At 72.7% G+C, this 16,933-nt stretch carries 16 protein-coding genes; 9 read left to right on the plus strand and 7 right to left on the minus strand.

Features of this window, described 5'->3' with window-relative positions; translation table 11 throughout:
* Window positions 1–140: 140 nt before the first annotated feature.
* The gene (locus Aru02nite_RS33685; protein ID WP_203664387.1) at window positions 141–878 is read left to right on the plus strand and encodes a VOC family protein; all 738 of its coding nucleotides are present in this window, start codon (window positions 141–143) and stop codon (window positions 876–878) included.
* A gap of 331 nt (window positions 879–1,209) precedes the next feature.
* On the opposite strand, the gene Aru02nite_RS33690 is transcribed toward Aru02nite_RS33685, so the two are convergent.
* Window positions 1,210–1,803, minus strand: a complete 594-nt coding sequence (locus tag Aru02nite_RS33690; protein ID WP_203664388.1) for a TetR/AcrR family transcriptional regulator — start codon at window positions 1,801–1,803, stop codon at window positions 1,210–1,212.
* An 88-nt stretch (window positions 1,804–1,891) separates the two neighbouring features.
* Here Aru02nite_RS33690 and Aru02nite_RS33695 point away from each other — a divergent pair, with 88 nt between their 5' ends.
* Window positions 1,892–2,440, plus strand: a complete 549-nt coding sequence (locus Aru02nite_RS33695) for a cupin domain-containing protein (protein ID WP_203664389.1) — start codon at window positions 1,892–1,894, stop codon at window positions 2,438–2,440.
* A 39-nt stretch (window positions 2,441–2,479) separates the two neighbouring features.
* On the opposite strand, the gene Aru02nite_RS33700 is transcribed toward Aru02nite_RS33695, so the two are convergent.
* From Aru02nite_RS33700 to Aru02nite_RS33710, 3 genes are read right to left on the minus strand one after another with little or no spacing between them, the layout of a single operon-like run.
* Complete coding sequence (locus tag Aru02nite_RS33700) at window positions 2,480–3,697, minus strand: serpin family protein (protein WP_203664390.1); 1,218 nt, start codon at window positions 3,695–3,697, stop codon at window positions 2,480–2,482.
* Between the two features lie 37 nt (window positions 3,698–3,734).
* Window positions 3,735–4,235 carry a hypothetical protein gene (locus Aru02nite_RS33705; protein WP_203664391.1) on the minus strand — a complete coding sequence of 167 codons (501 nt, stop codon included), beginning with the start codon at window positions 4,233–4,235 and terminating at the stop codon, window positions 3,735–3,737.
* Between the two features lie 23 nt (window positions 4,236–4,258).
* A complete protein-coding gene (locus tag Aru02nite_RS33710) occupies window positions 4,259–4,816 on the minus strand; it encodes a snapalysin family zinc-dependent metalloprotease (RefSeq protein WP_203664393.1) in 558 nt (185 codons plus the stop codon).
* 224 nt (window positions 4,817–5,040) lie between these two features.
* Here Aru02nite_RS33710 and Aru02nite_RS33715 point away from each other — a divergent pair, with 224 nt between their 5' ends.
* Complete coding sequence (locus Aru02nite_RS33715; protein WP_239077119.1) at window positions 5,041–8,001, plus strand: glycine--tRNA ligase; 2,961 nt, start codon at window positions 5,041–5,043, stop codon at window positions 7,999–8,001.
* An 804-nt stretch (window positions 8,002–8,805) separates the two neighbouring features.
* Here Aru02nite_RS33715 and Aru02nite_RS33720 read toward each other — a convergent pair.
* Complete coding sequence (locus Aru02nite_RS33720; protein ID WP_203664397.1) at window positions 8,806–9,996, minus strand: acyltransferase family protein; 1,191 nt, start codon at window positions 9,994–9,996, stop codon at window positions 8,806–8,808.
* 210 nt (window positions 9,997–10,206) lie between these two features.
* Here Aru02nite_RS33720 and ndk point away from each other — a divergent pair, with 210 nt between their 5' ends.
* The 4 genes from ndk to Aru02nite_RS33740 all read left to right on the plus strand — a co-directional run bounded on the left by ndk (window position 10,207) and on the right by Aru02nite_RS33740 (window position 12,724).
* Window positions 10,207–10,614 carry a nucleoside-diphosphate kinase gene (ndk, locus tag Aru02nite_RS33725; protein WP_203664399.1) on the plus strand — a complete coding sequence of 136 codons (408 nt, stop codon included), beginning with the start codon at window positions 10,207–10,209 and terminating at the stop codon, window positions 10,612–10,614.
* Between the two features lie 53 nt (window positions 10,615–10,667).
* Window positions 10,668–11,153 (plus strand): pyridoxamine 5'-phosphate oxidase family protein, encoded by a 486-nt coding sequence (locus tag Aru02nite_RS33730; RefSeq protein WP_203664401.1) that lies wholly within the window; start codon window positions 10,668–10,670, stop codon window positions 11,151–11,153.
* Window positions 11,154–11,216: 63 nt separating this feature from the next.
* On the plus strand, window positions 11,217–12,035 hold the full coding sequence (locus tag Aru02nite_RS33735; RefSeq protein ID WP_203664403.1) for an Fpg/Nei family DNA glycosylase: 819 nt from the start codon (window positions 11,217–11,219) through the stop codon (window positions 12,033–12,035).
* Window positions 12,036–12,097: 62 nt separating this feature from the next.
* Window positions 12,098–12,724 (plus strand): LysE family translocator, encoded by a 627-nt coding sequence (locus tag Aru02nite_RS33740; protein ID WP_203664405.1) that lies wholly within the window; start codon window positions 12,098–12,100, stop codon window positions 12,722–12,724.
* Between the two features lies 1 nt (window position 12,725).
* Here the strand turns inward: Aru02nite_RS33740 and Aru02nite_RS33745 are convergent, their stop codons facing one another.
* Window positions 12,726–13,400: a TetR/AcrR family transcriptional regulator gene (locus Aru02nite_RS33745; protein WP_203664407.1), complete on the minus strand. Its 675-nt coding sequence runs from the start codon at window positions 13,398–13,400 to the stop codon at window positions 12,726–12,728.
* A 68-nt stretch (window positions 13,401–13,468) separates the two neighbouring features.
* On the opposite strand from Aru02nite_RS33745, the gene Aru02nite_RS33750 reads away from it, so the two are divergent.
* On the plus strand, window positions 13,469–14,383 hold the full coding sequence (locus Aru02nite_RS33750; RefSeq protein WP_203664409.1) for an alpha/beta fold hydrolase: 915 nt from the start codon (window positions 13,469–13,471) through the stop codon (window positions 14,381–14,383).
* Window positions 14,384–14,408: 25 nt separating this feature from the next.
* On the opposite strand, the gene Aru02nite_RS33755 is transcribed toward Aru02nite_RS33750, so the two are convergent.
* Entirely contained in the window at window positions 14,409–15,941 is a 1,533-nt protein-coding gene (locus Aru02nite_RS33755) for a helix-turn-helix domain-containing protein (protein ID WP_203664410.1), read from the minus strand.
* A 98-nt stretch (window positions 15,942–16,039) separates the two neighbouring features.
* Here Aru02nite_RS33755 and Aru02nite_RS33760 point away from each other — a divergent pair, with 98 nt between their 5' ends.
* Window positions 16,040–16,912, plus strand: a complete 873-nt coding sequence (locus Aru02nite_RS33760; protein ID WP_203664411.1) for a phosphotransferase — start codon at window positions 16,040–16,042, stop codon at window positions 16,910–16,912.
* Window positions 16,913–16,933: the final 21 nt, after the last annotated feature.

A 16,933-nucleotide genomic window follows, 5' to 3' on the forward strand; every position in this document is an offset into this window, starting at 1 on the left:
CGGCGGCGCGTACCCGGGACGGTGCCGGCGGTGACCGCGGCGGCACCGCACCCGGCCGGCGGTCCGGTTCGGCCGCGTTCGTGACCGTACCGGTACCTGTCCGGTCCGCCGCGCGGTCCGCCGGCCGCCATGATCGAGACGTGCGAGTACGCGGATACGCGCCCGGCGTGCCCTGCTGGGCGGAACTGACCTGCCCGGATCCGGAGAGCGGCGCCGCGTTCTACGGTGGCGTGTTCGGCTGGACGGCCTACGACGGCACGTTCCGGCGCGACGGGCTCGCGGTGGCGGGCGTACGCGCCGGCGAGCCCCGCTGGCTGCCGTACGTGTCGACCGAGGACGTGGCGGCGACCGCGGCGGCCGTGACCTCGGCCGGTGGTACCGCGGGCGAGGCGCGGAGCGACCCGCGGGGCGGCTACGCCGCGTGCGCCGATCCGTCCGGCGCGCGCTTCGGCGTACGGCAGCCGGGGACGCTGGCCGGCGCGCAGGTCGTCAACGAATTCGGCACCGTCCTGTGGGCCGACCTGGTCACCACGGACCTGGCCGCGGCCGACCCGTTCTACGCGGCGGTGTTCGGCTGGACGCGCCGCCCGATCGACTACGGCGACGGGTTCCTCTACCACGAGTGGGTCTCCGCCGGGCGTCCCGTGGCCGGTGGCCGCGAAATGGCCGCGCCGGAGCCGTTCCCGCCGCATTGGATGACCACGCTGCTGGTCGCTGACTGCGCCGACACGGTACGCCGGGCCGAGTCGCTGGGCGGCGCCGTCGCCCTCCCTCCCACCCCCGCCGCCGTCGGCACGTACGCGATGGTGGCGGACGCGCAGGGCGCGGCGTTCGGCGTGATCGAGCTGATCCCGCGGTTCCTCGCCGACATGTCCTGACTCCCCGGGGCAGGTCTGTCCACAGTGGACGGTCCGGCCGGTCCGATCACCCCTGGCGTTCGCCTGGTACGACGGGGATCCAGCGGTCGTCCTCGCCGGCACCGGCCGGTGGCCGCGCGCTCCCGGCGTGCGTGGCGCGGAGCATCGGGCTCACGATGTCACGAGGAGCCGGATGCTGGAGGCACCTCGCGCGGTCAGCGGGACGGGTCCGTACCTCGCCGCCCGAGCCGGCCGCGTCACGAGCGGCTGTTCACACGCTGGGTCTGGTGCGACCCGTCGCGTTGCTGGTGGCGGTGCTGCCCGCGATCCCGGCCGCGGTCGCCGCCCTGCTCTACTCCTTCGGTACGGATGCGTGGCGGCTGGCCCGCACGGGTGGCAGGAAGACGGTGGCCGCCTCGTTGGCGAGCACGGTGGAGCGTGGCGCGTCGGGGTCGGTCTGTGCCAGGTGCGACAGTCCGAGGATGGCCGCGTACGCGACTCGGGCGCGCGCCGCCGCCCGCGCGGACGGCAGGCCGAGTTCGCGATAGGTCGTGGCCAGCAGGTCCAGCCGCGCCTGGTCGACGTGGCCGACCGCCTCCGCGACGCGCGGGTCGTTCCGGTCGCCGAGCAGGCTCAGGTGTACCGAGGGCACCAGCGGCCGGACGGACCGTACGACGGTGGTGAGCAGCTCGCGCAACCGGCGGGCCGGGTCGGTGATCGCGGCGAAGTCGGCCAGCCCGTCCTCGCAGTGGGTACGCCACTCGGCCAGTGCGGCGGCGATCAGCTCGTCGCGGTTGCGGTAGTGGGCGTAGAAGCTGCCCTTGGTGACGCCGAGCGTGCGCGCGAGCGGTTCGACCGCGACCGCGGCGAGCCCGCCGTCGGCGATCGCGGTCAGCGCGGCCCGCGCCCAGTCCCGGGCGGACAGCCGGGTCGACTCGTGAGGCACGCACAGCAGGGTACGCCGGCGTATTGACCTGCCTGCCGCACCGTGGATACGGTGGCGTATCAATACGCCACCGTATCAAGGAGACGGGATGGAGCACGCGCCGATTCGCCGGGTGGTCACCGGATGCGACTCCACGGGCCGGGGCCGCGTGGTCGACGACCGGGGCGTCGAGCCCATCACGTCCGAGCTGATGCCCGGCTGCGCGGCGTACCGGTTGTGGGGCCGCGACGAGCGACCCGTACTGCCCGACGACGGCGCGCCGCGCCCCGCCACCGCGTGGTACCCGCCGCCGGACGGGTCACGCTTCATGGTCAACACGATCCCGCCGGGCGAGCTGGTCCCGCCGCCGGACCTCGACACGGCCGCGGCCACGGCCCAGATCGAGCGGCAGATGCCGGGAGCGATGGCCGCCATGGACCCGGACGTCCCCGGCATGCACACCACCGACAGCATCGACTACGTCATGGTCGTCGCCGGCGAGATCACGCTGGAACTCGACGACGGCGTACGCACGGTGCTGCGGGCCGGCGACGTCGTCGTCCAGCACGGCACCCGGCACGCCTGGCGCAACCACGGCACCGAGCCCTGCACCATCGTCGGCGTGGCCGTCGGCGCGGACCGCACCCGGCCCGCGTAGCCCACGCCGCCAGCCGCGCGGGCGCGTCGCGGGACGGTCTCAGCGGGACGGGTTCGTTACCCGGGACAGGAACAACGGCTCCCCGGTACGCGTGTCCCGCACCAGCATCAAGTACGGCCGGTCGAACCGCACCGGCAACGTCTCGACCGGCGCCGCCGTGTCGGTGATGCCGACCGCGGTCGCCGCCGCGGCCACCGTGCCCTTCTCCGCCACGTGCAGCGTCGCCCGGTGCGCCACGAACGCGATCGGCCCCGCGTTCGGCGCGATCCCGGAGAAGTCCGCACCGTCGTCGAACGCCGGGCCCATTCCCAGGCGCCGCAACGGATCCCGCAGATCCGTCGCGTAGTCCAGGTCCACCTTCGGCAGCGACAGGTCGATCCGGGTCGGGGTCAGCGCGGCCGACAGCGCGCCGAGCGTCGCCGCCGACGGTACGGTCGCGGCGCCGTCCGGCAGCAGCGCCACCATCTCCACCCGCTTCCCCCGGTACGGCAGCGCCACCGCGGTCCACCCGGCGCGCCGCGCGTACGCCACGGAGGTGCGTGCGGTGAGGTAGTGCGCGGTGACCTCGCCGCCCGGCGCGTGGAACGGGCCGGTCGCGGTGTCGTCCGGATCGAACGGCGTGGCCCACTTCGCGTTCAGGTACACCGCATCGGTGAGCAGCCAGCCGAGATCGCGCAGCTGACCGGCGTCCACCAGGTGCGGGACCTCGCCGCGGGTCTGCGCCGACACCGTCTCGTTGACCGTGTCCGCGCTGCCCGCCGGGTCGTCGCGCAACGGCACCTGCCGCACACCCGCGTCGTACCCGGTGGCCAGCCGGTCCAGGTAACCCGGGGCGGTGCGCTCGTTGGGGTCCACCCACACCGTGTCCGAGGCGGCCACCTCCGGCAGCGCCCGCAGCCTCGCCGTACGGTCGCGCAGCCCGGCGAGCAGCGCGTTCCCGGTCGCGGGCAGGCACAGCCCATGGGCCAGCGCGGTCGCCGTCGCACCCCGAGCCCCCTGGTACGCCATGCCCAGGCCGGCCGCCACGCTGGCCGGTGAGAGCACCACGTTGCCGTGCTCGCGGGCGGTGAGCGCCGCCAGCAGTGACAACCCGAACCGGGTGTCGGCCGCGCCCGTCCCGACCCCGCGTACGTCGCCGACCGGCTGCGGCTCACCGCGCAGCAGCGGCGCGCCCGGCCGGTACCGCACCGAGCCCGTCAGTCCACCGGCGAGCAGGACCACCGCGATCAGGCCGGCGAACGCCGCACGCATCCTCATGCGCGATTGGACGCGGCGCCCCGGCCCGCGGTTCCGGTCAGTTCATCCCGTGTACGCCGCCGCCGTCCGAGGACGCGCCGCCGCCGAACGGTACGGCCGAGTCGGACGGAGAGGGCGAGGACCACGGGTCCGACGGGGACGGCGAGGAGGGCGACGGGGACGGCGACCCGTTCGCGCAGGACCCCGAACCGTTGCGGTTGCCGTAGTGGTAGCCGCTGCCGCCGTGGTAGCGGTAGCCCGAGCCGGACCCGGATCCGCTGTCGTCGCCCTCGTCGGAGTTCGAGTGGTAGCCGGAGCCGCCGGAGTCGCTGTCGCCGTGGTAGCCGGAGCCGCCGCCCTCGCTGCCGCCGCCGTGCGACCCGCCACCGTGTGAACCGCCGTGCGAGCCGCCGCGGGCCAGGACGATCGTGTTCGGGCCGGGGCCGGCCATGGCGGCGCCGGTGCAGTCGTACGAGCTGCAGCCGGCCGCGGCGAACAGGCCGACGCCGGCCAGCGTCGCGGCGGCCGCGACGCCGGCGATTCGGATCATGGGGACCATGTGCGACAGGGTAGGTGTGCGCTTCAACGCCGCCCGGTGGAGAAGCACCCCGCGTACGCCGCGGGCCGTACTTCCGTTGCGCCACCGGCGAAGTTGGCGTCGACCTGGGCCGCCTCGTCGGCGCTCGGGTGCGTCGTCTGGCAGTCGTACCCGGCGCTGTGGCCCGACATCAGGATCGAGCAGTCGCCGTCGTAGTTGTCGGGCAGGCCGTAGATGTGGCCGATCTCGTGCGCCGCGATCCGCGTCGGGTTGTACTGCGCGGCCTGGTCCAGGTCGAGGTAGATCTCGCCGGCGCCGAGCCCGTCGGGGATCGTGTACGACCCGCCGCCGTGCCCCTCGGAGATCGTGACGTCGGCCGGGCTGCCCGGCACCAGCCGTACGTTGGACACGCTGTCGTTCCAGATCTGTACGGCCTCGGTGATGTGGTCGGCCAGCTCGGGCGCCTGACCCGCGTCGTACGTGACGGTGGTGGCGGCGAGGTGGGGCGCGGACGCGGCGGCCGGCAGGGCTGCGGCGAGCGGCGCGGCGGCGAGCGCGAGGACGGCGGTGACGGCGAGACGGGCGAGGCGTCGTCGGAGCATGACGGGACTCCTTTCGGTCTCCCGGCAGGTTATTGCCCCGGTTCGTCCGGGAACACCCCGTAAAGCCGCCATCGACGTAAAACCGCCCGACGTACTGGCCCGACCGCGCTCGGTGTCGTCCCGGCGCCGGCATCTAGAATCGCCGCAGACGTGCTGGCCGGCGCGCTGCCGCAGCCACGCGCACACCAGGAACCCGATCAGGTGGGACAGATCTCGTGTTGACGATGCAGGACGCCCTGCTGGCCTTGCAGCGGTACTGGACCGACCGCGGCTGCATGATCGTGCAACCGTTCAACACCGAGGTCGGTGCCGGCACCATGAACCCGGCGACGATCCTGCGGGTCCTCGGCCCCGAGCCCTGGCACGTGGCGTACGTGGAGCCGAGCGTGCGGCCCGACGACTCGCGGTACGGGGAGAACCCGAACCGGTTGCAGACGCACACCCAGTTCCAGGTGATCCTGAAGCCGGACCCGGGCAACCCGGTCGAGGTGTACCTGGGGTCGCTGGAGGCGCTGGGCATCGACATCCGCGCGCACGACGTGCGGTTCGTCGAGGACAACTGGGCCGCGCCCGCCCTCGGCGCCTGGGGGCTGGGCTGGGAGGTCTGGCTGGACGGCCTGGAGATCACCCAGTTCACGTACTTCCAGCAGGCCGGTGGCCGGTCCGTCGAGCCGGTCTCCGTCGAGATCACGTACGGCATCGAGCGCATCCTGATGGCCCTGCAGAACGTCGGCCACTTCAAGGACATCGCGTACGCCGACGGCATCACGTACGGCGAGGTCTTCGGCCAGTCCGAGTACGAGATGTCGCGTTACTACCTGGACGACGCGGACGTGTCGATCAACCAGGAGCTGTTCGAGGCGTACGCGACCGAGGCGCGCCGGATGCTGGACGCCCGGCTGCCCGTGCCCGCGCACGACTACGTGCTCAAGTGCTCGCACACGTTCAACGTGCTCGACGCGCGGGGCGCGATCTCCACCACCGAGCGGGCCCGCGCGTTCGGCCGGATGCGGGCGCTGGCCCGCGAGGTGTCCGCGCTGTGGGCCGAGCGCCGCGAGGAGCTGGGCTACCCGCTGGGCGTCGTGGCGCCGCCCGAGCCGGCCGTCCGGCCCGAGCTGCCGACCGTGACCGGCCCGCGCACCGTACTGTTCGAGATCGGTCTGGAGGAGCTGCCGCCGCACGAGGTGACGCAGCAGATCGCCGCGGTACGTACCGCGGTGACGGAGAAGCTGGCCGCCACCCGGCTCGCGCACGGCGCGGTCACCGTCGACGGCACCCCGCGGCGGATCGCCGTCCTGGTGGCCGACGTGGCAGACCGCGAGCCCGACGCGGAGAAGACGATGCGCGGGCCGAAGCTCGCCGCGGCGTACGACGCGGACGGCAAGCCGACGAAGGCCGCGCAGGGCTTCGCCCGCGGCCGCGGCGTACCGGTGGAGGCGTTGGAACGCATCGAGGTCGGCGGCGTCGAGCACGTCGGCGTCACCGTGCCCGAGCCCGGCCGCCCGGCCGCCGAGGTGCTGTCCGACCTGTTCGCCGCCGTCGTCACCGAGCTGCGCGCCGACAAGAACATGCGCTGGCGCGACGGGAAGCTGTCGTTCACCCGGCCGATCCGCTGGCTGACCGCGCTGTACGGCGAGACCGCCGTGCCGGTGGCCGTGTCGTCCCTGCTCTCCGGCCGTACGACCAGGATCCGGCGCACCGCCGAGACCCCCGTGGTCGACGTACCGTCGGCGGAGTCCTATGTGGACCTGCTGGCCTCGCACGGGATCACGCTCGGCGAGGCCGACCGGCGGGCCGCGATCGTCGCCCGCGCCGGCGAGCTCGCCACCGCCGCCGGCGGCGTCCTCGACGTCGACGGCGAGGCCGCCGTCATCGCCGAGGTCACCAACCTGGTCGAGGAGCCCAACCCGCTGGTCGGCTCGTTCGACCCCAAGTACCTGGAGCTGCCGCCGCAGATCCTCACCACGGTGATGCGCAAGCACCAGCGGTACCTGCCGGTCCGCGACGCCGACGGCACGCTGCTGCCGCACTTCGTCGCCGTCGCCAACGGCCCCATCGACACCGACGCCGTACGTGCCGGCAACGAGGCCGTGCTGCGCGCCCGGTACGAGGACGCCGCGTTCTTCTGGCGCGCCGACCTCAAGATCGCGCCCGTCGACATGAAGGCCGGACTGGCCAAGCTCACGTTCGCCGACAAGCTCGGCTCGATGGCCGACCGCGCCGAGCGGATCGCCGCCACCGCAACGGATCTGGCCCGCCTCGTCGACCTCGCCGACGCCGAACGGTCCACAGTGGACCGTGCCGGCGCGCTGGCCAAGTTCGACCTCGCCTCCAGCATGGTCATCGAACTGTCCAGCCTCGCCGGCACCATGGCCCGCGAGTACGCCAAGCGCGCCGGCGAGACCGACGCCGTCGCCACCGCCCTGTACGAGATGGAACTGCCCCGCGGCGGCGGCGGCGACGTGCCCACCACCGTGCCCGGCGCGCTGCTCGCCCTCGCCGACCGGCTCGACCTGCTCACCGGCCTGTCCGCGGTCGGCGAGAAGGCCACCGGCAGCTCCGACCCGTTCGGGTTGCGCCGCGCCGCCGTCGGCGTCGTCACCATCCTCCGCGCCTTCCCGCAGCTCGCCCCCATCACGCTCACCGCCGGGCTGCGCGCCGCCGCCGCACACGCCGCCGTCGACGTCACCGACGAGGTCCTCGCCGACCTGCACGAGTTCCTCGTCCGCCGGTACGAGCAGCAGCTCACCGACGCCGGCCACGACCACCACCACATCGACGCCGTACTCCCGCTCGCCGACGCGCCAGCCCACGCCGACGCCACCCTCGCCGAACTGGGCAAACTCGCCCACGACGACGACTTCGTCGACCTTGCCCAGGCCCTCGCCCGCGTCCGCCGCATCGTCCCCGCCGGCACCCCCGCCGCCTACGACCCCACCGCCCTCGTCGAACCCGCCGAACAGGCCCTCCACCGCGCCACCGCCGCCGTCGCCGTCGACCTCCCCGAACACCCCACCCTCGCCACCTTCGTCCCCGTCGCCGGCGCTCTCACCACCCCCATCAACACCTTCTTCGACGACGTCCTCGTCATGGCCGAAGACCCCAACCTCCGAGCCTCCCGCCTCGGACTCCTGGCAACAATCCGAGACCTCGCAGCCCCCCTCCTCGACTGGTCTGCGCTGTAACGGACGCTGCGGCGAACCGATTCGTCCGCTCGCGGCGCCGATCCGCAGCTTGTGTGCTGACGCACACGGCGCTGCGTCTCGGCTTGCGAGCGAACGAATCGGACTCGCCTCGCTCCCGTCCCCCCACATCACCGTTACTGCAAAAACCAAGCTGTACAAGGGATGTCGCCGCCCGGAGCTGGCTTGATGGCCGGCGCACCGTTCCACCGCCCCGACGCCACCGCCGGAATCCCTTCCGCCGCACGGGAATGCACCGGGCGCACCCCGTTGTCCCAGTGAGCGGGCCGTACGAGGGCGGCAGCGTCGAGTGTGGGTGTAGTACCGCGCTGGGCGCCGAAGGGCGCCACCATCACCCGGGTGGCGGGAGGGCGGGGCAACGAGCATCACCCGCGAACACCGGTGACTGTGGCTGGTCAAGAGGTCGCCTACTTTTCGGGGTAGCAGTACGCCGGTGAATGAGGCCAAGTCCGGTTGTCGCACAAGGACTTGGGTCGGTGTCGAGAGGCGAACGCGAAAGCATCTGCCTACTTCAGGGGGTTTCCAAAGGGGGCTTCGCCCCCTTTGGCAGGAGAGAGCGCGAGAGAGGACAGCGTCCTCTCTCGCACCCCCAAGCCCCGGCAGGGGCGGCGAACACCGGGGAAACAGACAGCACGAGAGCGAGGAACACCCGGCGACTGGAGTCACACATAGACGCCAGCGAACGCGCTTCCGCTGGAGTCACACCAGTACGCCAGCGAGCCGCAAAGGCACGCCGGCGTACAAAAGGATTCGGGTCACGAGGAAACAGTGACCCGAATCCGGGCCTCAACCGACGAGGGCGGGCACTCTGGCCCGCAGTACGCCGCGGATCCGTGTCCAGGTGCGGGTGATGAGGTTGGCGAGTGGCCGGGAGAACCGGTTTTCGACGCCGACGTGGAGTGCCCAGGCGATGGCGCCGACGCCGAGGAGTACGGCGGCGAGGACGAGGTAGCGGTTGATGCCCATGTCGCTGTGCAGCAGGTCGAGGGCGATGAATCCGATGTTCTCGTGGATGAGGTAGAGCGGGTAGGTGAGGCCGGCGAGGAACGCGACCTTGGCGGCGCCGGGGAGGGTGTAGCCGGACGAGATCGCGGCGAACACGGCGAAGATGGCGGTGACGACGACGGCGATGACGATCGGCGAGTAGACGACGTCGTACTTGTCGGAGAGCGCGTTGAAGTAGTGGATGGCCCAGCGCCCGCAGCACAGGTAGGCGGCGCCGAGCGGCAGCACGTACTTCCATTTCCAGCCGTCGCGGGCGATCAGTGAGAACAGCATGCCGGCCACGAAGTACGGCGCCCAGGAGGGCACGAGCACGAGTTGCAGCCAGTCGGGCGCGGGAATGTACGCGTGCACCATGGACAGCGCGAGCCAGCCGAGGCAGAACCCGATGATCCGGTTGGTGGTGAGCCCGATCCGTACGAACGCGAGCATGATCAGGTAGAACGCGAGTTCGATGGTGAGCGTCCAGTAGACGCCGTCGACGTAGTCGACCCCGTACGCCTCGGAGAACATGGACAGGTTCGTCGCCCACTGCGTGAACGACACGGTGAACCGGTCGGTCGGGTCGAACGCCATGACGACCGCGGTGAGCGTGCACGCGGTCCAGAACGCGGGGTAGAGCCGGCCGACCCGGGACGCCAGGAACGAGACGGCGGAACGGTTCCACGCGCTGTTGAGAATGACGAACCCGCTGATCACGAAGAACAGCGGGACGCCGATGTTGCCGTAGTGGAAGACCCCGCCCGGGTCGCGGAACCCGGTGTCGGCCAGCACCGGATCCGTCGTACTCGACCGGAACAGGAAGTGGAACCCGACCACGCCCACCGCCGCGAGCAGCCGCAGCAGGTCGACCTCGTGGTACCGCCGGCGGCCGCCGAACCCTCCGGCACGGCCGGACGCCGCCGCGGCGTCGGGACGGGAAGCGGGCGGGGCCGGGGGTGCGTCGGTGCGGCCGACGGTGGCGGGGGAGCTCATCGATCCTGTCGTACCCAACGAACCTGGAAAGAAACTGAGTACATTTGGGGCGTTCCGGTGCATGACCTGTGCCTCCCGCGGCCCGACCGCTCCGGTGCGTGGCCGGTTTCACACACCTTCGTCCCGTCCGGGTACGCCCGATCCGGTGCCCCGCCGCCCCTCGTCTAGGCTCGGCGTACCTGAACGCCGTACACCTCAACGGGAGGATCCGTGTCCGAGCGCACGCTCGTACTGATCAAGCCGGACGCCGTCCGGCGCGGCCTGGTCGGCGAGATCCTGGGCCGGCTGGAGCGCAAGGGCCTGGCCCTGGACGCGGTCGAGCTGCGCACGATGGACGCCGCCCTCGCCGACGCGCACTACGCCGAGCACGTCGACAAGCCGTTCTACCCGCCGCTCAAGGACTTCATGACCTCCGGCCCGCTCGTCGCCGCGGTCGTCTCCGGCGACGACGCCATCGCCGTCGTCCGGCTGCTCACCGGCCCGACCGACGGCCGGAAGGCGCCCGGCGGCACGATCCGCGGTGACTTCGGCCTCTCCAACCGGGAGAACCTGATCCACGCCTCCGACTCGGCCGCGTCCGCCGAGCGCGAGATCGCCCTCTGGTTCCCGAAGATCTGACCGGTTCTCCGGCTCTGACGCGTTCTGACAGGGCACCGTCCTAGCGTGGGGTCATGCGATGGGACGAGTTCGAGAAGGCGTGCCCGGAGCTTGCCGGCCTGGCCCGGGAACGGTTCACCCGGGACCAGCTGGCGATACTGGGCACGCTCCGGTCCGACGGTTCGGTACGGATCAGCCCGTGCGAGGTCGACTTCGCCGCGGGTGACCTGCTGTTCGGCATGATGTGGGAGTCCCGCAAGGCACTCGACCTGATGCGGGACCCGCGCCTCACCGTGCACAGCGTTCCGCCGAACAAGGAGAACCCGGACGGCGACCTCAAGCTGTACGGGACGGCCGTGCCGGTGACCGATCCGGACGCGCGCCGGGCGTTCGTCGACGCGATCGAGGCGCGCATCCAGTGGCACCCGCCCGGCGACTACCACCTGTACGCGTTCGACGTGCAGCGGGCGTCGCACGTCCGGTTCTCGGACGCCGAGGGGATGCGGGTGTCCCGCTGGCGCCCCGGTACCGAGGTGGTGACCGAACTGCGGCCCGGGTAGCGCGGCCGGCCGCCCGGGGCGTACCTGCCAGAATCGGTGGGCGGACGTCTTCAGGGAGGCAGGGTGCCGGAGGGGCACACGATCCACCGGCTCGCCCGGGAACACCAGCGGCAGCTGCGCGGCCAGCGGGTACGGGTGACGAGCCCGCAGGGCAGGTTCGCGGCGGGTGCCGCGCTGCTCGACGGCGCCACGTTCACCGGCGCCGACGCGTACGGAAAGCACCTGTACCACCGGTACCGGACGGACGGCGGCGAGGTGCTGCGGCTGCACGTACACCTGGGGCTGGCGGGGAAGTTCTTCGGTGGGTCGGGTGCGGCGCCGGCTCCGACGGGCGCGGTCCGGGTCCGCATCGAGACCGGTGAGCGGTGGCTGGACCTGCGCGGGCCGATGGCCTGCGAGCTGCACACCCCCGCCGACCAGAAGGCCCTGTACGGCCGGCTCGGCCCGGACCCGCTGCGGCCGGGCGCGGACGATTCGGCGGCGTACCAACGGATCCGGCGGTCGGTGGTGCCGGTGGGTCAGCTGCTGATGCAGCAGGAGGTCGTGGCCGGGGTCGGCAACATCTACCGGGCGGAGCTGCTGTTCCGGCACGCGGTCAGCCCGTACCGGCCGGGTCGGGAGCTGGCGGCGGACACCTGGGCGGCGATGTGGCCGGACCTGGTCGCGCTGATGCGCCGCGGCGTCCGCACCGGCCGGATCGACACGGTACGGCCGGAGCACGAGCCGCGCGCCATGGGCCGCCCGCCGCGCGTCGACGCGCACGGCGGCGAGGTGTACGTCTACCGGCGCGCCGGCCAGCCCTGCCACGTCTGCGGTACTCCGGTGGCCACGGCGCCGATGGCCGCCCGCAACCTCTTCTGGTGCCCCACCTGCCAACCCTGAGCCGGGGTGAGGCCGCGCACAAAGCCTCGCCGGGTACCGGGTGGTGTCGCAGGATGCGGTGCGTGACAGTGCTTTCCGCGGTGGGGTCGTTCGCGGTGGTGGCCGGTCTGCTGACGCTGACGCCGGGCCTGGACACCGCGCTGGTGTTGCGTGCCGCGCTGCGCGAGGGGCGGGCGCGGGCGTTCGCGACGGCGCTCGGCGTCGGTACCGGCGCGCTGCTGTGGGGTGTCGCCGCCGCGGTGGGCGTCTCGGCGCTGCTGACCGCCTCGCACCTGGCGTACCTGGTGCTGCGGTACGCGGGCGCGGCGTACCTGGGGTGGCTCGGCGGGAAGATGCTCTGGTCGAGTTTCCGGACGCCGGCGGCGGACACGGTGCCGCCGCCGGCGACGGGCGGCGCCGGCCGGGCGTACGCGCGGGGCGTGTTGACGAACCTGCTGAACCCGAAGGTCGGCGTCTTCTACATCGCGCTGCTGCCGCAGTTCCTGCCGCCGCACACCGCGCACCTGCCGATGGGGCTGCTGCTCGCGGCGGTGCACGACGCGGAGGGCATGGTCTGGTTCACGGTGCTGATCTGCGTGGCCCGCCTGGCCCGCCGGGTACTCGACCGCGTGGCCGTACGCCGGTGGATCGACCGGGTGACCGGCACCGTGCTCGTCGCGTTCGGCGTACGGCTGGCCGTGGAGCGCTGAGTCACGTTCCGAGCAGGCCCGCGAGTACCCGGGGCAGGACGGAGCGGAACGGGTCGGCCGACGGCTGCCGGTCGCCCGACTCGGCGGCGAGCACGGCGGCGAGCTGCGGGAAGTCGCCCGTACCGGCGAGGTGCGTCAGGTACGTGGCCTGCCGCTGTGCGCCGGCCGGGTCGGCGCTCAGCTCGTGCTGGGTGAACTGCGCGGTCAGGCCCATGAGTACGCCGAAGAGTTCGAGCTTGGTCCGGGTGTCGGCGGGCTGGTCCGCCAGCACCCCCAGCACGTACTCCAGCACGAGGGCGCCGTGCGGCCCGAGGACCGGACGGGCGGTGAGCAGTCCGGGCAGCCACGGGTGCCGGCGCATGATCGCGCGCGCCTGCTCGGCCACCGCGACGAGGTCGTCGATCGTCTCGCCGGTCGCCGGCCCGAGCCGGTACTCCGCGGCTGTCGCGTCGACCATCAGGTCGAGCAGCTCGTCGCGGGTGGCGACGTACCGGTAGAGGGAGCCGGGCCCGGTGCCGAGTTCGGCGGCGACCCGGCGCATGGAGACGGCGTCGAGGCCGTGGCGGTCGGCGAGGGCGAGCGCGGCGGTGGTGACCTGGGCTCGGCTGCGTTCGGCGGGTCGCCCGACGCCGGCGCGTTCCGGCCGGAGCCAGATCGTGTCGTCGCGTCCCGCCATGCCGGCCTCCTCGTTTGCGAACGCTGTCTGCGAACCCTGCTAGACTACTTTGCGAACGATGTTTGCGAATGGAGGTCGACATGGTGGAGCGGGCCCGCAACGGCGCGGTCGAGCTGGCGTACGAGGACCTCGGTGGTGCCGGCGGCGCACCGCTGCTGCTCGCCATGGGCCTCGGCACGTCCCGGTTCTGGTGGCCCGACGGGCTGGTCACCGAGCTGATCGCGCACGGCTTCCACGTCGTCTCGTACGACGAGCGCGACTCCGGCGAGTCGACCCGGCTGCCGCAGGCCGGTGGCGGGCACCCGGTTGTGTCGCTGTTCCGCCGCGGCGCCGGCTACACCGGGGCCGACCTCGCCGACGACGCCGCCGCCGTACTGGACGCCCTCGGCTGGCGTTCCGCGCACGTGTTCGGGCACTCGATGGGCGGCGCGGTGGCCCAGGCGCTCGCGCTCCGGCACCCGACCCGGGTACGCAGCCTCACCAGTTCGGCCGCGCCGCCGATCGACGTGAGCGCGCTGCGCCGCGCCCGGTACGTACGGGCCCGGACGCTGCTGGCGTTCGTCCGGATGCGGTTCCCGGACGACGCGGACGGCGATCTCGCGCTCGGCCTCGCCGTCGCGCGGGCGCTCGCCTCACCCGCCAACCCCGCCGACGAGGCCGCCGTACGCGAGATGGTGGAACGGGACCGGCGGCACGGCATCCGCGGGTTCCGCGACCAGCAGGCGCAGAGCCGGCAGACCGCGGCGCGCTGGGACGGCGCACCGCTGCGCGACGTACGGGTGCCCACGCTGGTACTGCACGGTGCGGACGATCCGCTGATCCGGCCCGCCGCCGGCCGCGACACCGCCGCCGCGATACCGGGGGCGCGGCTGGTCCTGCTGCCCGGCGTCGGCCACGACCTGCCGCCGTCGTCCTGGCCGACCGTCGCCGCCGAGGTACGTGCCCTCGCGGACCGCGCCGACGGCGCCGGCCGGGCGGCCTGACCCCGCCTGGCGCGACGCCGGCCGGTCAGAGGTCGCGGAACGTCTCGATCTGCGCGCCGAGCAGGTTGAGCCGTTCCGCGAGCTGCTCGTACCCGCGGTTGATGACGTAGACGTTGCGCAGCACGGACGTGCCCTTCGCGGCGAGCATCGCGATGAGTACGACGACCGCGGGGCGCAGCGCCGGCGGGCAGATCACCTCGGTACCGGACCAGTGCGTCGGCCCCTCCACGTACACCCGGTGCGGGTCGAGGAGGGTGACGCGGGCGCCGAGCTTGGTCAGTTCGGTGAGGTAGACGGCGCGGTTCTCGTACACCCAGTCGTGGATGAGGGTCTGGCCCTGCGCGGTCGCGGCGATCAGCGCGAAGAACGGCAGGTTGTCGATGTTCAGCCCGGGGAACGGCATCGGGTGGACCTTGTCCAGCGGCGCGTGCAGCCGCGACGGCCGGATGGTGAGGTCGGCGAGCCGGGTGTGCCCGTTCGCCGCCGCGTACTCCGGGGACCGGTCGTGGTCGAGGCCCATCTCCTCCAGCAGCGCCAGCTCGATCTCCAGGAACTCGATCGGCACCCGGTTGACGGTGATCTCGGAGCCGGTGACCAGCGCGGCGGCGATCAGGCTCATCGCCTCGATCGGGTCCTCGCTCGGCGCGTAGTCCAGGTCCACGTCGATCTCCGGTACGCCGTGCACCGTGAGCGTCGTCGTCCCGATCCCGTCGATCCGTACGCCGAGGGCGGTGAGGTAGAAGCAGACGTCCTGGACCATGTAGTTCGGGCTGGCGTTGCGGATGACGGTGACGCCGTCGCGCCGGGCGGCGGCCATCAGCGCGTTCTCGGTGACCGTGTCGCCGCGTTCGGTCAGGACGACCGGGCGGGTCGGCGTGACGGACCGGTCCACGTCGGCGTGGTAGTACCCACCGGTGGCCTTGACCTCCAGGCCGAACGGCCGCAACGCGGTCATGTGCGGCTCGACGGTACGGGTGCCCAGGTCGCAGCCCCCCGCGTACGGCAGCTCGAAGGTGTCGTGGTCGTGCATCAGCGGCGCGAGGAACATGATGATGCTCCGCGTACGCCGGGCCGCCTCGACGTCCATCGCGGCGAGGTCGAGCCGGGCCGGCGGGACGATCTCCAGGTCGTTCTGCTCGTTGAGCCAGCGGGTCCGCACGCCGATCGAGTTCAGGACCTCCAGGATCCGGTTGACCTCCTCGATCCGGGCGACCCGGCGCAGCGTGGTGCGGCCCTTGTTGAGCAGCGCGGCGCACAGCAGGCCGACCCCGGCGTTCTTGCTGGTCTTGACGTCGATGCTGCCGGACAGCCGGCGCCCGCCGACGACCCGCAGGTGCATCGGGCCGGAGTGACCCAGCGAGACGATCTCGGAGTCGAGCGCGTCGCTGATCCGGGTGAGCATGTCGAGGCTGAGGTTCTGCCCGCCCTGCTCGATCCGGTTGACCGCGCTCTGGCTGGTGCCCAACGCGGTCGCGAGCTGCGACTGGGTCCACCCGCGGTGCTTGCGGGAGTCGCGGATGAGCCGGCCGATGCGCTGCAGGTACTGGTCGTCGGGCATGCCCGGCACTCTATCTCACACATGACGTTCGCATGATCGGAACCCGCGGGAAAAGCGGTGTGATCACGGACATCGGCAGTACTACGATCCGCCACGTGATGTCCACTCCGCGCTGGGAACGCGCCGCCAAGCTCGACCCGTCCGCGCTGACCGCCCGGGTCGTCGCCGCCACGGGAATCCCCTTCGAGTACGTCGGGCCGTGCGCCGGCGGTGAGGTCGGCGCCGGGTACGTGCGCTGGCCGGACGGCCACGACGCCGTACTGACCTGGGCGCCCGGCGTACCGGGGGCGCGGGTGGAGCAGATCGGCGGGATGCTCGACACGGCCCGCGCGCACGGCCTCCCCGTCCCGGCGTACGAGCTGGTGGTGGAGCTGCCGGGGGCGGTGGCGCTGGTGCAGCAGCGGTTGCCCGGCACGGTGCCGGACCGGCTGGACGAGCCGCTGGTGGACGCGATGCTCCGCGTACACGAGGGGTTCGGCGGGTTGCTCGCCGGCCGGGACGACCTCCCCGCGCTGCGGCTGTACCTGCGCGAGCCCGGTCCCGGCTTCTGCCTGCACGAGCCCCTCGCCGGGTACGACCGGCGCACCGCGCGGCTGCTCCACTGGGTACGCGAGGTCGGGGTGACGGTGCCGGACGTCGTGGCCGGCGACGACCTGGTGCACGGCGACTTCCACTACGGCAACGTGCTCGTCGCGCCGGACGGCAGCGTCGGCGGCGTCATCGACTGGGACGGCGCGTGCCGCGGCGACCAGCGGTTCGACCTGGTGACGTTGCGCTTCGCCGTACCGGGGGGCCGGCCCGATCTGGCCGCCCGGCTGGACGCCGAACTCGACGCCCGGCTGACCCCCGACGAGCTGCGCCCGTACTGGGCGTCGATGGCGTTGCGGCAGGTGGACTGGGCCATCCGGCACTACGGCGACGAGCTGGTCACGTACAACCTGGCGATCGCGGAGACCCGCCTGGCCGGGTGAGAAACCGGTTGCTGCGGCGGG

This window comes from Actinocatenispora rupis, assembly GCF_016861975.1.
In the GTDB taxonomy this organism is placed as follows: domain Bacteria; phylum Actinomycetota; class Actinomycetes; order Mycobacteriales; family Micromonosporaceae; genus Actinocatenispora; species Actinocatenispora rupis.

What these genes read in the sequence shown, in the direction of transcription:
- Aru02nite_RS33755 (WP_203664410.1), bottom strand. Translation starts at nt 15,941, where the DNA reads ATGCCCGACGACCAGTACCTGCAGCGCATCGGCCGGCTCATCCGCGAC.
- Aru02nite_RS33720 (WP_203664397.1), bottom strand. Translation starts at nt 9,996, where the DNA reads ATGAGCTCCCCCGCCACCGTCGGCCGCACCGACGCACCCCCGGCCCCG.
- Aru02nite_RS33730 (WP_203664401.1), top strand. Translation starts at nt 10,668, where the DNA reads ATGCGATGGGACGAGTTCGAGAAGGCGTGCCCGGAGCTTGCCGGCCTG.
- Aru02nite_RS33705 (WP_203664391.1), bottom strand. Translation starts at nt 4,235, where the DNA reads ATGGTCCCCATGATCCGAATCGCCGGCGTCGCGGCCGCCGCGACGCTG.
- Aru02nite_RS33715 (WP_239077119.1), top strand. Translation starts at nt 5,041, where the DNA reads ATGCAGGACGCCCTGCTGGCCTTGCAGCGGTACTGGACCGACCGCGGC.
- Aru02nite_RS33750 (WP_203664409.1), top strand. Translation starts at nt 13,469, where the DNA reads ATGGAGGTCGACATGGTGGAGCGGGCCCGCAACGGCGCGGTCGAGCTG.
- Aru02nite_RS33745 (WP_203664407.1), bottom strand. Translation starts at nt 13,400, where the DNA reads ATGGCGGGACGCGACGACACGATCTGGCTCCGGCCGGAACGCGCCGGC.
- Aru02nite_RS33700 (WP_203664390.1), bottom strand. Translation starts at nt 3,697, where the DNA reads ATGAGGATGCGTGCGGCGTTCGCCGGCCTGATCGCGGTGGTCCTGCTC.
- Aru02nite_RS33760 (WP_203664411.1), top strand. Translation starts at nt 16,040, where the DNA reads ATGTCCACTCCGCGCTGGGAACGCGCCGCCAAGCTCGACCCGTCCGCG.
- Aru02nite_RS33710 (WP_203664393.1), bottom strand. Translation starts at nt 4,816, where the DNA reads ATGCTCCGACGACGCCTCGCCCGTCTCGCCGTCACCGCCGTCCTCGCG.
- Aru02nite_RS33695 (WP_203664389.1), top strand. Translation starts at nt 1,892, where the DNA reads ATGGAGCACGCGCCGATTCGCCGGGTGGTCACCGGATGCGACTCCACG.